This window comes from Streptomyces sp. NRRL F-4489 (assembly GCF_001509485.1).
Taxonomy (GTDB): Bacteria; Actinomycetota; Actinomycetes; order Streptomycetales; family Streptomycetaceae; genus Streptomyces.
In genome coordinates this window covers 104,158-118,800 of record NZ_LLZI01000202.1, presented here as the reverse complement: position 1 = coordinate 118,800, position 14,643 = coordinate 104,158, and the positions used below count along the sequence as shown (strand labels likewise).

The following is a 14,643-nucleotide window of genomic DNA, read 5'->3' as shown; positions in this document are numbered from 1 at the left end:
GCGCAGCGGACCGGCGCCGCAGGCGCAAAACCACCCACGGCGGGAAAGCCGACAACGTGGGAAGCCAGCCAAGCGCAGCGGACCGGCGCCGCAGGCGCACCAGAAAAGCCCCCAACGGCGGGACGGCCGACCACGTGGGGAGCCAGCCAGGCGCAGCGGTTAGTACCAAGACTCCCGAGCCGGCGGCAGCCCACGAATCTCCCGCAGATCCTCCGCGCTCAACACCAGCTCCGCGGCCTTCGCGTTCTGCACCGCCCACCGCTCCTTCTTCGTCCCCGGCACCGGCACCACATGCCGCCCCTGCGCCAGCACCCAGGCCAGCGCCACCTGCCCGGGCGTGGCCCCGTAGCGGGCGCCGACCCGCCGCAGCCCGGCCACGACCGGCTGGTTGGCGGCCATCATCTCCGCGGTGAAGCGCGGGTGCCGGGCCCGTATGTCCTCCGGTTCGAACCCCTGCCCAGGGGTGAGCGTGCCGGTCAGGAACCCGTTGCCGAGCGGCATCGCGGCCAGCAGGCCGACGCCGCGCGACTCGCACCACGGCAGCAGCTCCACCAGCGCCTCCGGCGACCACACCGACAGCTCCGCCTGCACGCTGCTGACCGGGAACACCTGCTGCACGCGCTCCAGTTGGCGCAACGTGCCGTCGTGCAGCCGCGACCGCCGCGGCCCGCGAACACCGGACCCGGGGCCGGCACCGGACCCGGCACCGGCCCCGGCACGGTAGCTCGGCCCCCCGGCCCGGAGGGACCGCGGCTGCCGCGCCGCCCGCGCCCCCACCGCGCACAGCCCCAGCGCCCGCACCTTCCCGGCCGCCACCAGCTCCGCCATCGCCCCCCAGGTCTCCTCGATGGGCACCTCGGGGTCCGCGCGGTGGAGCTGGTAGAGGTCGATGCGGTCGGTCTGGAGCCGGCGCAGCGAGGCGTCGCAGGCCCGCTTGATGTAGCCGGGCCGCCCGTTGGCGACGATGTGCTGATCCCCGGCCAGCAGCCCGCACTTGGTCGAGACGAAGGCGTCCTCGCGCCGCTCCTTCAGGACCCGCCCCACCAGCAGCTCGTTGGTGAACGGGCCGTACATGTCGGCGGTGTCCAGCAGGCTGCACCCCCGGTCCAGCGCGGCGTGCAGCGCCCGCAGCGACCCCTCCCCGCTGCGCTGCGACGCGCTGTACCCCCAGCTCATCGGCATGCAGCCGAGGCCGATCGCGCCCACCTCCAGGGCCGCCGCGCCGATTGTCCTGCGCTCCACCTGGTCGTGCCTCCGTCCCCTCGCCCCCGATCAAGGGCCAGACCAAACTAACGTCTGAACCAAACGCCTCTTCGCATAGCCTCGGGCCATGGCAACAGCAGACCCGCAGACCACCGCCGGCGCCGGCGACGTCTGGCTCCCGATCCCGCCCGACGGGATCGACGGCCTTCCCGGCGGCTTCCGTTACGTCCACTGGGACGCCGGCCCCGACTACCCCGCGGACCCGGCCCGGTGCGTCTTCTACGCGGTCCCGTACATGAAGCCCGCCGACGTCTGCCTGCGCCCCCTGGAGCGGATGAGCCGGGTCCGGGTGGTGCAGACGCTCACCGCCGGGGTCGAGCACATCCTCCCGGGGCTCGCGCTGATGCCGACCGGTGCGCGGTTGTGCAACGCGCGCGGACTGCACGACGCCAGCACCGCCGAGCTGGCGCTCACCCTGACGCTGGCGGCGCTGCGCGGCATCCCGGAGTTCGTCCGGGCCCAGGACGCGGGCGCGTGGCGGCCCGATTTCCGGCCGGCGCTCGCCGACAAGTCGGTCCTCATTGTGGGCTATGGTTCGATCGGCAGTGCCATCGAGGACCGGCTCACGCCTTTTGAGTGCGCGCGGGTCATGCGCATCGCGCGCACCTCTCGTGACACCGTGCGCGGTCCGGTGCATCCACTCTCCGAGCTGACCGCCCTCTTGCCGGCCGCGGACGTCGTCATCCTCGTCACGCCGCTCACCGAAACGACACATGGCCTGGTCGGACGGGATTTCCTGGCCCGGATGAAGGACGGCGCGCTGCTGGTGAACGTCGCCCGCGGCCCGGTCGTGGACACCGCCGCGCTCCTCGTCGAACTCGAGTCCGGCCGGCTCCGCGCCGCCCTCGACGTCACCGATCCGGAACCCCTCCCCGCCGGCCATCCGCTGTGGCACGCTCCCGGCGTGCTCATCACTCCACACGTCGGCGGCCCCAGCTCTGCCTTCCTGCCCCGTGCGAAGCGGCTGCTGCGCGGTCAGTTGGCGCTTTTCGCGGCCGGCGAGCCGGTCCGGAACGTGATCGCCACGGCAGCGGAATCCGGAGTGGATCGCGCTACGAGGCCGTAGGGCTGCTCTCCGTATCCAAAAGCGCCCCCCCGTTACGCTCCGTAGAGGTGCTATGTCGCTGAGTGACCGATCTGGTGTATCGTCCCGAGCGGGGACGCGCCGGGATCGTCACGGCGCGCTACGAAAGATCCGGAACCGAGGGGGGCGACGGGCGATGTACTGCCGAGGGATGATCCGCGAGACGCGCGATCCACGAGCACCCGCGGCCATGCCGCCGGGACCCCGGACGCACCGTTCCCGGCGCGGCCCGGCGCGGAAGAACGGGAGAGAACGGTGACCGCGCCCGGGGCGATGCTCTCCAGGCCCCCCGCGCGGACCGGTGGTTCCCCGAGCCCGGTGCCGCAAGTGGTGCTCGCCGTCGTCTGCGGCGGCTACGCGGTCGGCTCCGCGGCCGGCTGGGGGTCACCCGTGATCGCCATGGTGATGGGGGACTTCGGCCTCAGCGTGGCGGCCCTCGTGGCGGCCGTCTCCTGCGGTCTGTACGCCCGCCGGTACGCCACGCCCTTCCGCCCGGCCTGGACGCTGTTCGCGGTCTCCTCCGGCATGGCCGGCCTCGGCAACGGCGTCTGGGGCTGGTACGAGGTCGTGCGCGGCGCCGCCGTGCCGACCCCGTCGCTGGCCGACTTCTGCTTCCTGCTGTTCGCCCCGCCGGCCATCGTCGGCCTGCTGGTGCTCGCCAAACGGCCGGTGACCAAGGCCGGGTGGATCTGCCTGGGCCTGGACGCCTGGCTGATCGCCGGGTCGCTGCTGACGCTCTCCTGGAGCCTGGCGCTCGCGCACACCGCGCACTTCCAGGGCCGCACGGTCGCCCGCAGCGCGCTCTCGCTGGCCTACCCGCTGCTGGACATCGTCCTGGTCAGCATGGTCCTGGTGCTGCACTTCCGGCGCTCGTCGGTGCACCGCTCGGCGATCAACACCGCGATCGCCGCGCTGGCCCTGACGGTGCTGTGCGACGCCCTGTTCAGCTCCCCGCTGCTGCACGAGCACTACCGCTCCGGGCAGATCCTGGACGCCGGCTGGTTCGCCGGCTCGATGCTGCTGGCGTACGCCCCGTGGGTGGGCCGCCGGACGGGCGCCGAGCCGCGCGGCGCGGGCGCGGAGCAGGCGGCCCGCCGCCCGCAGCCGCCGCCCGGCAGCCGCCCCATCGCCGGCTCGCTGGCCGCCCTGACGCCGTATCTGGCCGCCGCGGTCTGCACGCTGGGCATCCTGACCAACGTCCTGGACGGGCGCCGGATCGACCGCGTGGTGCTCTTCACCGGCTGCGCGGTGGTGCTGGCGCTGGTCGTCCGGCAGGGCATCATGCTGCTCGACAACATCACCCTGACCCAGGAACTCGCGCAGAAGGAGAACCACTTCCGCTCCCTGGTCCAGGGCTCCAGCGACGTCATCATGATCGCCGCCCCCACCGGTGTGCTGCGCTACGTCAGCCCGGCCGCCGCCGGGGTCTACGGCCGCGACGCCGACGAACTGGTCGGCTCCGAGCTGGCCTCGCTGATCCACCCCGAGGACCTGGGGCGCGTGGTCCACGAGGTCCGCCGCTTCCTCGCCGCCTCCCCGGAGGCCGAGCCGACCACCCGGATCGAGTGCCGCTTCCGGGCCGGCGGCCGGCGCGCCGGCGGCGACGGCTGGCTGAACGTCGAGTCCACGGTCAACCGCCACCACGGCGGCCTGATCTTCAACTCCCGCGACGTCACCGAGCGCGTCCGCCTCCAGGCCCAGCTCCAGCACAACGCCTCGCACGACGCGCTCACCGACCTGCCCAACCGCGCGCTGTTCACCGAGCGGGTCACCAAGGCCGTCACCGGCCGCCGGGCCAGCGACCTCGACACCGCCGTGCTCTACATCGACCTCGACGGCTTCAAGCAGGTCAACGACACCATCGGCCACCAGGCGGGCGACGAACTGCTGATCCAGGCGGCCCGCCGGCTGGCCGAGTCGGTGCGGGCCGGGGACATAGCCGCCCGCCTCGGCGGCGACGAGTTCGCCGCGCTGATCACCGGCGACGGCACCCGCGACCGCGCGGCCCGGGAGTTCCGCATCCTGGAGATCGCGGACCGGCTGCGGGTGCGCCTGTCCGAGCCGTACCGCATCGACGGCCGCGACGTCCGGGTCGCGGCCAGTATCGGCGTCGCCTTCGCCGAGCCCGGCGTCAGCCCCGCCGGGCTGCTGCGCAACGCCGACCTCGCCATGTACCGCGCCAAGCAGGCCGGCAAGGGCCGGGTCGAGCTCTACGCCCCGCAGATGCAGGACGAGGTCGCGCACCGCGCCGAGCTGGCCGGAAAGCTCCGCACCGCCCTCCAGGACGGCGAGTTCACCCTGCTGCACCAGCCCGTCGTCGAGCTGGCCAGCGGCCGGATCACCGCGGTCGCCGCGCACGCCCGCTGGCGGTCCGCGGAGGGCATCCTGTTCACCCCGGCCGAGTTCCTGCGGGTCGGCGACCGCGGGCGGCTCACCGACGAGGGCGGTGAGCGCGCCGCGGAGCTGGGCCGCTGGCAGCTGGAGGAGGCGGTGGCGCAGGCCGCCGCCCGGCACCGCGCCGGCCACAAGGCCCCGGTGGCGGTCCGGCTCTCCGCCCGCCGGCTGCTGGACCGCGCGCTGACCCCCAAGGCCATCGAGGCGCTGCTGGCCCGCCACGGCCTGCCCTCCCGGTCCCTGGTCCTGGAGCTGTCCGAGAGCGACCCCCGCGTCCCGCTGGACGACCTGGAGCGCCGCCTGGTGGCGCTGCGCCGGCTGGGCGTACGGACCGCGCTGGACGGCTTCGGCAGCGGGTCCGCCGCGATGACCGCGCTGCGCCGGCTGCCCATCGACATCCTGCGGCTGGACCGCGGGCTGATCGACGGTGTGGTCGAGTCGCCGCGGGTCCACAAGATCACCGCGGGGCTGCTGCGGATCGCCTCCGACCTCGGCATGCACTCCGTCGCCGAGGGCGTCGATCTGCCCGAACAGGTGCTCGCGCTGCGCTCGATGGGGTGCACCCATGGGATGGGTCTGGCGTTCTCCGGTCCGCTGGACGAACCGCGGCTGCGCCGGGCGCTGACCCGCGGCAGCTATCCGGTGCCCGATCTGGCGGGCCAGGGCCGGGCGGTGGTGCTCAGCGGCAGCCGCCCGGTCGGGCACGCGGCGGTGGCCGGTCCGGAGACGCTGGTCGGTCCCCCGTTGCGCCCAAATAGTGAGACCTCCGTCCCACCCACTTGACACTCGGTGCGCGGGAGGGGGAGGGTCAGTGCCATGCGCACCCGAATTCTCGTACTTGGACAGCGCGTCGGCTGAAGCTGGGCCCCTGACGAACCCAGCTGACCACACCGGCGCGCTCCCCTCGCTTGCCTCACGGCACGAGGGGTTTTTTGTTGCACAGCAACCTCACAAATCCCGTCAAAACCCTCAGCTTCGAGAAGAGACGCAGATGACCGAGCAGGCCACCGGGGCCCACCATCCGCAGCCGCGGGCCCGTAACTCCGGCGGATCGCAGCAGCCCGCGATCGTCGAGCACGTCACGGGCGCGCAGTCCCTCATCCGTTCGCTGGAGGAGGTCGGGGCCGACACCGTGTTCGGCATCCCCGGCGGCGCCATCCTCCCGGCGTACGACCCGATGATGGACTCCTCGAAGGTCCGGCACGTGCTGGTGCGGCACGAGCAGGGCGCGGGACACGCCGCCACCGGTTACGCCCAGGCCACCGGCAAGGTCGGCGTCTGCATGGCGACGTCCGGACCGGGCGCCACCAACCTCGTCACCCCGATCGCCGACGCGCACATGGACTCCGTGCCGCTGGTCGCGATCACCGGCCAGGTCGCGTCCAAGGCGATCGGCACCGACGCCTTCCAGGAGGCGGACATCTGCGGCATCACGATGCCGATCACCAAGCACAACTGGCTGGTCACCGACCCGGCCGACATCCCCAAGACGATCGCCGAGGCGTTCCACGTCGCCTCCAGCGGCCGCCCCGGACCGGTCCTGGTCGACATCGCCAAGGACGCCCTCCAGGCGCGGACCACCTTCGTCTGGCCGCCGCACACCGACCTGCCCGGCTACCGCCCGGTCACCAAGCCGCACGCCAAGCAGATCCGCGAGGCCGCCCGCCTGATCGCCGAGTCCAGGCGCCCGGTGCTCTACGTCGGCGGCGGCGTGCTGAAGGCCGGCGCCACCGCCGAGCTGAAGGTCCTCGCCGAGCTGACCGGCGCGCCGGTCGTCACCACCCTGATGGCGCTGGGCGCCTTCCCCGACTCCCACCCGCAGCACCTGGGCATGCCCGGTATGCACGGCTCGGTCACCGCCGTCGCCGCGCTCCAGAAGTCCGACCTGCTGATCACCCTGGGCGCCCGCTTCGACGACCGGGTCACCGGCAAGCTCGACTCGTTCGCCCCGTACGCCAAGGTCGTGCACGCCGATATCGACCCCGCCGAGATCGGCAAGAACCGCACCGCGGACGTGCCGATCGTCGGGGACGCCCGCGAGGTCATCGCCGACCTGATCGTCGCGGTCCAGGCCGAGCACGAGGCCGGGCACAAGGGCGACTACACCGCCTGGTGGAAGGACCTCAACCGCTGGCGCGAGACCTACCCGCTGGGCTACGACCTGCCGGAGGACGGCAGCCTCTCCCCGCAGCAGGTCATCCAGCGGATCGGCAAGCTCGCCCCGGAGGGCACGATCTTCGCCGCCGGCGTCGGCCAGCACCAGATGTGGGCCGCCCACTTCATCGACTACGAGCAGCCCGCCACCTGGCTGAACTCCGGCGGCGCGGGCACCATGGGCTACGCCGTGCCGGCCGCCATGGGCGCCAAGGCCGGCAAGCCGGACCGCACGGTCTGGGCGATCGACGGCGACGGCTGCTTCCAGATGACCAATCAGGAACTGGTCACCTGCGCGCTGAACAACATCCCGATCAAGGTCGCGATCATCAACAACGGCGCGCTGGGCATGGTCCGCCAGTGGCAGACCCTCTTCTACAACCAGCGCTACTCCAACACCGTGCTGCACTCCGGCCCCGACGACGTCAACCCCGAGGCCCGCGGCACCCGCGTCCCCGACTTCGTCAAGCTCGCCGAGGCGATGGGCTGCGCCGCGCTGCGCTGCGAGGACCCCGCCGAGCTGGACAAGGTCATCGAGGAGGCCAACGCCATCAACGACCGCCCGGTCGTGGTGGACTTCATCGTCCACGAGGACGCCCAGGTGTGGCCGATGGTCGCCGCCGGCACCTCCAACGACGAGGTGATGGCCGCCCGGGGCGTGCGTCCCGACTTCGGCGACGGCGAAGACGACTGAAGCCCGATACCGCCGACGTCACGGACGACCGGAAGAAGAGAGAAGACGACATGTCCAAGCACACGCTCTCCGTCCTGGTGGAGAACACGCCCGGCATCCTCGCCCGGATCGCCGCGCTGTTCTCCCGCCGCGGCTTCAACATCGACTCGCTGGCCGTCGGTGTCACCGAGCACCCGGACATCTCCCGCATCACCATCGTGGTCAGCGTCGAGTCGCTGCCGCTGGAGCAGGTGACCAAGCAGCTCAACAAGCTCGTCAACGTCCTGAAGATCGTCGAGCTGGAGCCGGGCTCGGCCATCCAGCGCGAGCTGGTCCTGGTGAAGGTCCGCGCCGACAACGAGACCCGCTCCCAGATCGTCGAGATCGTGCAGCTGTTCCGCGCCAAGACCGTGGACGTCTCGCCGGACGCCGTCACCATCGAGGCCACCGGTTCCAGCGACAAGCTGGAGGCGATGCTGCGGATGCTGGAGCCGTTCGGCATCAAGGAGCTGGTGCAGTCCGGCACGATCGCGATAGGCCGCGGCGCCCGGTCCATCACCGACCGCTCGCTGCGCGCGCTGGACCGCTCGGCTTGATTCCGCCGGTCCGCGCGGACCGGATGGCGAGACCCCCCGACTTTCCCTTCCCCGCCCGACGTACTGTGTGGGCACCCCGCTAGATCCAAGGAGAAACCCGAAGTGGCCGAGCTGTTCTACGACGACGATGCCGACCTGTCCATCATCCAGAACCGCAAGGTGGCGGTCATCGGCTACGGAAGCCAGGGCCACGCGCACGCGCTGTCCCTGCGCGACTCGGGCGTCGACGTGCGCGTCGGTCTGCACGAGGGCTCGAAGTCCAAGGCCAAGGCCGAGGAGCAGGGCCTGCGCGTGGTGACCCCGGCCGAGGCCGCGGCCGAGGCCGACGTCATCATGATCCTGGTGCCGGACCCGATCCAGGCCAAGGTCTACGAGGAGTCCATCAAGGACAACCTCAAGGACGGCGACGCGCTGTTCTTCGGCCACGGCCTGAACATCCGCTACGGCTTCATCAAGGCCCCGGCCGGCGTGGACGTCTGCATGGTCGCCCCCAAGGGCCCGGGCCACCTGGTCCGCCGCCAGTACGAGGAGGGCCGCGGCGTGCCGTGCATCGCGGCCGTCGAGCAGGACGCCACCGGCAAGGCGTTCGAGCTGGCGCTCTCCTACGCCAAGGGCATCGGCGGCACCCGCGCCGGCGTCATCAAGACCACCTTCACCGAGGAGACCGAGACCGACCTCTTCGGCGAGCAGGCCGTGCTCTGCGGCGGTACCGCCGCCCTGGTCAAGGCCGGCTTCGAGACCCTGGTCGAGGCGGGCTACCAGCCCGAGATCGCCTACTTCGAGTGCCTCCACGAGCTGAAGCTGATCGTGGACCTCATGTACGAGGGCGGCCTGGAGAAGATGCGCTGGTCGGTCTCCGAGACCGCCGAGTGGGGCGACTACGTCACCGGCCCGCGGATCATCACCGACGCCACCAAGGCCGAGATGAAGAAGGTCCTCACCGAGATCCAGGACGGTACCTTCGCCAACAACTGGATGGCGGAGTACAACGCCGGCCTGCCGAAGTACAACGAGTACAAGAAGGCCGACGAGGACCACCTGCTGGAGACCACCGGCAAGAAGCTGCGCCAGCTGATGAGCTGGGTGGACGACGAGGCGTAAGCCCCGGGACCAGGGGGCCGCGGCACTGCCCGCGGCCCCCTCGTCCGTATGCCGCCACAGCCGCTTGTCCACCGCGTAGAACCACGCATGGGTGATCCTTACGCAACGGCACATACCGTGCCGCGCCCCGCCACTACACTGCTCGTCACAAGCGCGTCAGGCTCACAGCGTCGTGCGTCTTCCACGCGGCTTTCCCCCACACCGCCTTCGGCCGTCGGGACGGCCGTCCTCCCCCACTGCCGTCAGGGCGTGGGAGGCACCCGCAGCGGACTAGATGAGGACTGAAGACCACGTGAGCACTGCCAACCCCGGTAAGCCCGTCGTACTGATCGCCGAGGAGCTGTCGCCGGCCACCGTCGACGCGCTCGGCCCCGACTTCGAGATCCGGCACTGCAACGGCGCCGACCGCGCCGAGCTGCTGCCCGCCATCGCCGACGTCGACGCGATCCTCGTGCGCAGCGCGACCAAGGTCGACGCCGAGGCGATCGCCGCCGCCCGGAAGCTGAAGGTCGTCGCCCGGGCCGGGGTGGGCCTGGACAACGTCGACGTCTCCGCCGCCACCAAGGCCGGTGTGATGGTCGTCAACGCCCCGACCTCCAACATCGTCACCGCCGCCGAGCTGGCCTGCGGTCTGCTCGTCGCCACCGCGCGCAACATCCCGCAGGCCAACACCGCGCTGAAGAACGGCGAGTGGAAGCGCAGCAAGTACACCGGCGTCGAGCTGAGCGAGAAGACCCTCGGCGTGGTCGGCCTGGGCCGGATCGGCGTGCTGGTCGCCCAGCGGATGTCGGCGTTCGGCATGAAGGTCGTCGCCTACGACCCGTACGTCCAGCCGGCCCGCGCCGCGCAGATGGGCGTCAAGCTGCTGACCCTGGACGAGCTGCTGGAGGTCTCGGACTTCATCACCGTCCACCTCCCCAAGACGCCCGAGACCCTCGGTCTGATCGGCGACGAGGCGCTGCGCAAGGTCAAGCCGTCGGTGCGGATCGTCAACGCCGCGCGCGGCGGGATCGTCGACGAGGAGGCGCTGGCCGCCGCCCTCAAGGAGGGCCGGGTGGCCGGCGCGGGCCTGGACGTCTACGCCGTCGAGCCCTGCACCGACTCGCCGCTCTTCGCCTTCGACCAGGTCGTGTGCACCCCGCACCTGGGGGCCTCGACGGGTGAGGCGCAGGAGAAGGCCGGTATCGCGGTCGCCAAGTCGGTGCGGCTGGCGCTCGCCGGCGAGCTGGTGCCGGACGCGGTCAACGTCCAGGGCGGCGTCATCGCCGAGGACGTCAAGCCGGGGCTGCCGCTGGCCGAGCGGCTGGGCCGGATCTTCACCGCGCTGGCCGGCGAGGTCGCGCTCCGGCTCGACGTCGAGGTCTACGGCGAGATCACCCAGCACGACGTCAAGGTGCTCGAACTCTCCGCGCTCAAGGGCGTCTTCGAGGACGTCGTGGACGAGACGGTGTCCTACGTCAACGCGCCGCTGTTCGCGCAGGAGCGCGGGGTCGAGGTGCGGCTGACCACCAGCAGCGAGTCGCCCGAGCACCGCAACGTGGTGACCGTGCGCGGCACGCTCGCGGGCGGCGAGGAGGTGTCGATCTCCGGCACGCTGGCCGGCCACAAGAACGTCCAGAAGATCGTGGCGGTCGGCGACCACTCGATCGACCTGGCGCTCGCCGACCACATGGCCTTCCTGCGCTACACCGACCGCCCCGGCGTCGTCGGCACGGTCGGCCGGATCCTGGGCGAGGCGGGCATCAACATCGGCGGGATGCAGGTCTCCCGGGCCGACGTCGGCGGTGAGGCGCTGGTCGTCCTGACCGTGGACGACACCATTCCGGCGAACGTGCTGACCGAGATCGCCGACGAGATCGGCGCGACGTCCGTGCGCGCGGTGAACCTCACCGACTGAGCTATCGCTTTTCCGCAGGTCAACGGGCCCGGTCTCCGCTTTTGCGGGGGCCGGGCCCGGCCGCGTCCGGGGATCGTAGCGGGGGAGCGGCCGCGGCGCGCGGGATGGCTGACCGGTCAACCAATCACCCGGATGGCGTAATGACATCCCCGGGCACCGGGCGCGTGGGGAGCGCCGAGGAGGCGCCGGGGCCGGTGTCCGCCCGGTCGCCCGAGTCGCTGGGGAGGGCTTCGCGGCGCGCAATGGGAACTGTGCGTGCCGCGCCGGCGCGCGGAAGGAGGGCAGAACGCCATGAACGCACCCCTGGGTGGCACTCCGCAGAGCCTGACCGGTCTGCACGTGGTGGACGCGGAGGGCGCGAAGGTGGGCATCGTCCAGCAGGTCTACCGGGACGACGCCACCAACGAGCCGGAGTGGATCACCGTGCGGACCGGGCTCTTCGGGATGAAGGAGACCTTCGTGCCGCTGGCCGGGTCGCGGCGGGCGGGCGACGAACTGCACGTCCCGCACGCCAAGGAGGCGATCAAGGAGGCGCCGCGGATCGACGCCGACGGGCATCTCGACCCGTCCGAGGAGCAGCGGCTGTACCAGCACTACGGGATCCACCGCCCCGGAACGGCTCCGGCCCCCGGGACCGGCGGGACGACCGGGACACGGGGGACGGCGGGACCGGCGGGACCGGCGGGGACGACCGGGCGGGCCGGGGCCGAGGGGACCGGCGGCACGACCGCGATCCCCGGGACGACGGGCACCGGCGGGGCCGAAGGGACGGCCGGTGGCGAGCCGGCGGGACCGGCCGGGCGGACCGGCGATCCCGGCGTGGCCTCGCACCGGCCGACCGTGACCAGCGGCGCCGGCGGCGCGGGCGGTTCGGCCGCGATCCGGGGCCGGACGGCCGGCACCGGGGACACCGCCGACGACCGCCGCACCCGGGCCGGCGGCGAGCGCAACAAGCTGGTCGGCGAGCGGACCGAGGACGCCACCCGCCCGATGGCGGTCTCCCGCGGCCGCGGCGGGCCGGACACCGGCAGGACCGGCGACGGGGCCACCGAGATCGTGCTGTCCGAGGAGCGGCTGGAGGTCGGCACCGAGGAGCACGAGGCCGGCCGGGCCCGGCTGCGCAAGCACGTCGTCACCGAGGACGTGCACCGCACCGTGCCGGTCAGCCACGAGGAGGTCCGGGTCGTCCGGGAGCGGATCACCGAGGACGACCGCGCGCGCGGCCGCACCGGCACGCAACTCGGCGACGGCGAGGTCGAGGTCGTCCTGCACGCCGAGGAGCCGGTGGTCGGCAAGCGGACCGTCCCCGTCGAGCGGGTCCGGCTGGAGACCGAGCGGGTCACCGAGCAGCGCGAGGTGGACGCCGAGATCCGCAAGGAGACGGTGGAGTTCGACGACGGCCGGGGGACCGGCGGGACCGGGCGCTTCGGGCGCGGCGGACCGGGACCGGAGCGGCCGCGCTGAACGGCCCGGCCGGCGGGCTCCCGCGCGGTGCCCGCCGGCCGCCGTCCGGCCGGCGCCCGCGCGCTCGCCCCGCCCGGCCCGGGTCATGACCCCGGCCGGGCCAGCAGGAGTTCGGTGTTGTGGTCGGCGGACGTGCCGAGCAGGGCGTCCGGGGTGGCGTACGGGTCGTTGTAGGACAGCTCGCGGTAGAGCGCGGCGAGTCCGGCGTCGGAGGTGTCGGAGGCATCGGCGGCGTACGGGGCGGCGGACTCGATCAGGGTGGTGAACAGGGACAGCGTGCCGTCGCCGTTGTCGGCCAGCTCGATGATCCGGGCGTGCTGCGGATAGTCCACGTGCGAGGCGGTGTTGATCTCCCAGAAGGCGCGCTCGGGTATGGCGTGGCCGTGCGGGGTGATGCGGTTCTCGTGGGTGTGGCCGTTCACCCAGGCGACGACGTTCGGATAGCGCTGGAGCAGGGCCACCAGGGCCTTGCCGTCGTGCCGGCCCTCGAACGGGCGGTACGGGTCGGGCAGCAGATTGCCCATGCTGGTGCTGGTGTGGTGGCTGAACAGCACGATCAGGGAATCGCCGCCGCTGCCGCGCACGATGCGGCCGTCGGCGTCGTACCAGCGGCTGCTGTGCTGCTGGAGCACCGACTCCAGCCAGCGCAGCTGGGCCGTGCCGAGCGAACCGTCCGCCCAGCCCGCCCTGTTGGTGGTGTCCAGGCTGACGCCGAGGACGCCGGCGGAGAGCGGGAAGGTGTAGTAGAGCCGGCCGCTGGCCGCCGCGTCGGAGGTGAAGCCGTGCCCCACCGGGCCGGCGCCGGTGTACGCCGGATCGAGGTGGGCGCGGGCGAACTCGGCCGGGGTGAACGGGCGCCGCCGCTCGTCCGGGGTGATCCGGCGGACCGCGCCGCCCTTGGTCAGCAGTGTGCCGAGCAGGGACGCCGCGTGCCCCGGGTCGTGCCGCAGGGCGTCCGCCAGGCGGGCGGCGGTGGCGTCGTCGCAGCCCTCCAGCTTGCGGTCGCCGGTGTAGAGCTCGTTGAGCAGGCCGAGGTCGGGGAGGGTGCCCTCGATGCTGTCGTCGTGGTTGCCGACCGTGGTGTACCAGGGCACGGACAGACCGGGGGCGGTGAACGGGCGGGCGGCGCCGGCGAGGAAGCCCGGGATCTCCGGCAGGCCCTTGGCCTTGTAGGCGTCGCGCAGGGGGAGTTCGGGATTCCAGTACGCGGCGTTGCCGCTGTTCTGGACGCCTTCGTAGCGCCGGGGGTCGCCGCTGCTGGGGGTGACCCGGCCGCCGCTCATGACCGTGAGGTACCAGTCCAGCTCGATCCGCTCGTGGTTGTCGGTGTTGTCGCCGGTGGTCATCACCAGGCCGAACGGCAGGCCGGTGTACGGGCCCTTGCGCACCGCGTTGACCCGCTCCACCAGGGAGGAGGCGCCGCGCACGGTCAGCGCCTCCTGCGGGCGGTGCGCGCCGTCGTTGAACCGCGCCAGATACTCGAACCGCACCGGCGATTCGACGTCCGCCAGATGCAGGTCGGTGAACTGCACGAACGAGGCGAGGCCGGTGCGGCGGTCGTCCCGCCCGGCGGCCCCGGCGGCCAGCTCGCCGCGCACCACCAGCGGCCAGCCGGGCCCGGCCGCCAGCTTGCGGTACGCCCCGCTGCCGACCGGGCGGGCGGCCTGCTCCAGGGTCGTGCCCCGGGTGCGCACGGCCCGCGCCGCGGTGACCGCGAGCGCCTGGTCGTACGAGCCGGCCGTCCACAGCGCGGCACCGGCCGCCGCGGCGGACATTCTCGCGACGAACTGGCGGCGGTTCATCCCCTGCATCGGAGTCTCCCTGGGGCGGTGGTCGGCGGGCAGCGGCGCCCGGCGGCCCGGCGCGGCGGCCGGTCGCTGTCGGTCGGCGGACACGCTACTCGCCGGTAGTGACTCGCAACAGGGCCTGTGGACAACGCCGTTGTGGACATCAGGTGGCGTCCTGGGGCACACCGGGGCAGCGGGGCGGGGCCCGGTCCGTGTCCGGATGTGACGCA

The 14,643-nt window shown here is 72.7% G+C and carries 9 protein-coding genes; 7 read left to right on the top strand and 2 right to left on the bottom strand.

Annotation, left to right across the window (positions count from 1 at the left end; translation table 11 throughout):
• Positions 1–159 precede the first annotated feature (159 nt).
• Positions 160–1,242: an aldo/keto reductase gene (locus ADL22_RS15740; protein WP_066978965.1), complete on the bottom strand. Its 1,083-nt coding sequence runs from the start codon at positions 1,240–1,242 to the stop codon at positions 160–162.
• A gap of 88 nt (positions 1,243–1,330) precedes the next feature.
• On the opposite strand from ADL22_RS15740, the gene ADL22_RS15735 reads away from it, so the two are divergent.
• The 7 genes from ADL22_RS15735 (at position 1,331) to ADL22_RS15705 (ending at position 12,626) form a co-directional block, all read left to right on the top strand.
• A complete protein-coding gene (locus ADL22_RS15735) occupies positions 1,331–2,329 on the top strand; it encodes a 2-hydroxyacid dehydrogenase (protein ID WP_066978962.1) in 999 nt (332 codons plus the stop codon).
• Between the two features lie 291 nt (positions 2,330–2,620).
• The gene (locus tag ADL22_RS15730; RefSeq protein WP_066978988.1) at positions 2,621–5,524 is read left to right on the top strand and encodes a putative bifunctional diguanylate cyclase/phosphodiesterase; all 2,904 of its coding nucleotides are present in this window, start codon (positions 2,621–2,623) and stop codon (positions 5,522–5,524) included.
• A 208-nt stretch (positions 5,525–5,732) separates the two neighbouring features.
• Complete coding sequence (locus ADL22_RS15725; protein WP_066978959.1) at positions 5,733–7,589, top strand: acetolactate synthase large subunit; 1,857 nt, start codon at positions 5,733–5,735, stop codon at positions 7,587–7,589.
• Between the two features lie 50 nt (positions 7,590–7,639).
• Positions 7,640–8,164: an acetolactate synthase small subunit gene (gene ilvN, locus ADL22_RS15720; protein ID WP_066978956.1), complete on the top strand. Its 525-nt coding sequence runs from the start codon at positions 7,640–7,642 to the stop codon at positions 8,162–8,164.
• 102 nt (positions 8,165–8,266) lie between these two features.
• Positions 8,267–9,265, top strand: a complete 999-nt coding sequence (gene ilvC, locus ADL22_RS15715; protein WP_066978955.1) for a ketol-acid reductoisomerase — start codon at positions 8,267–8,269, stop codon at positions 9,263–9,265.
• Between the two features lie 274 nt (positions 9,266–9,539).
• Positions 9,540–11,162 carry a phosphoglycerate dehydrogenase gene (gene serA / locus ADL22_RS15710; RefSeq protein WP_066978952.1) on the top strand — a complete coding sequence of 541 codons (1,623 nt, stop codon included), beginning with the start codon at positions 9,540–9,542 and terminating at the stop codon, positions 11,160–11,162.
• Positions 11,163–11,453: 291 nt separating this feature from the next.
• Positions 11,454–12,626 carry a PRC and DUF2382 domain-containing protein gene (locus tag ADL22_RS15705; RefSeq protein WP_066978951.1) on the top strand — a complete coding sequence of 391 codons (1,173 nt, stop codon included), beginning with the start codon at positions 11,454–11,456 and terminating at the stop codon, positions 12,624–12,626.
• An 83-nt stretch (positions 12,627–12,709) separates the two neighbouring features.
• Here the strand turns inward: ADL22_RS15705 and ADL22_RS15700 are convergent, their stop codons facing one another.
• Entirely contained in the window at positions 12,710–14,437 is a 1,728-nt protein-coding gene (locus ADL22_RS15700; protein WP_066978948.1) for a TIGR03767 family metallophosphoesterase, read from the bottom strand.
• Positions 14,438–14,643 lie beyond the last annotated feature (206 nt).

Bases quoted from the DNA above. Each gene is read 5' to 3' on its own strand.
- serA (WP_066978952.1), top strand. From the start codon at position 9,540: ATGAGGACTGAAGACCACGTGAGCACTGCCAACCCCGGTAAGCCCGTC.
- ADL22_RS15700 (WP_066978948.1), bottom strand. From the start codon at position 14,437: ATGCAGGGGATGAACCGCCGCCAGTTCGTCGCGAGAATGTCCGCCGCG.
- ilvN (WP_066978956.1), top strand. From the start codon at position 7,640: ATGTCCAAGCACACGCTCTCCGTCCTGGTGGAGAACACGCCCGGCATC.
- ADL22_RS15730 (WP_066978988.1), top strand. From the start codon at position 2,621: ATGCTCTCCAGGCCCCCCGCGCGGACCGGTGGTTCCCCGAGCCCGGTG.
- ADL22_RS15725 (WP_066978959.1), top strand. From the start codon at position 5,733: ATGACCGAGCAGGCCACCGGGGCCCACCATCCGCAGCCGCGGGCCCGT.
- ADL22_RS15705 (WP_066978951.1), top strand. From the start codon at position 11,454: ATGAACGCACCCCTGGGTGGCACTCCGCAGAGCCTGACCGGTCTGCAC.
- ADL22_RS15735 (WP_066978962.1), top strand. From the start codon at position 1,331: ATGGCAACAGCAGACCCGCAGACCACCGCCGGCGCCGGCGACGTCTGG.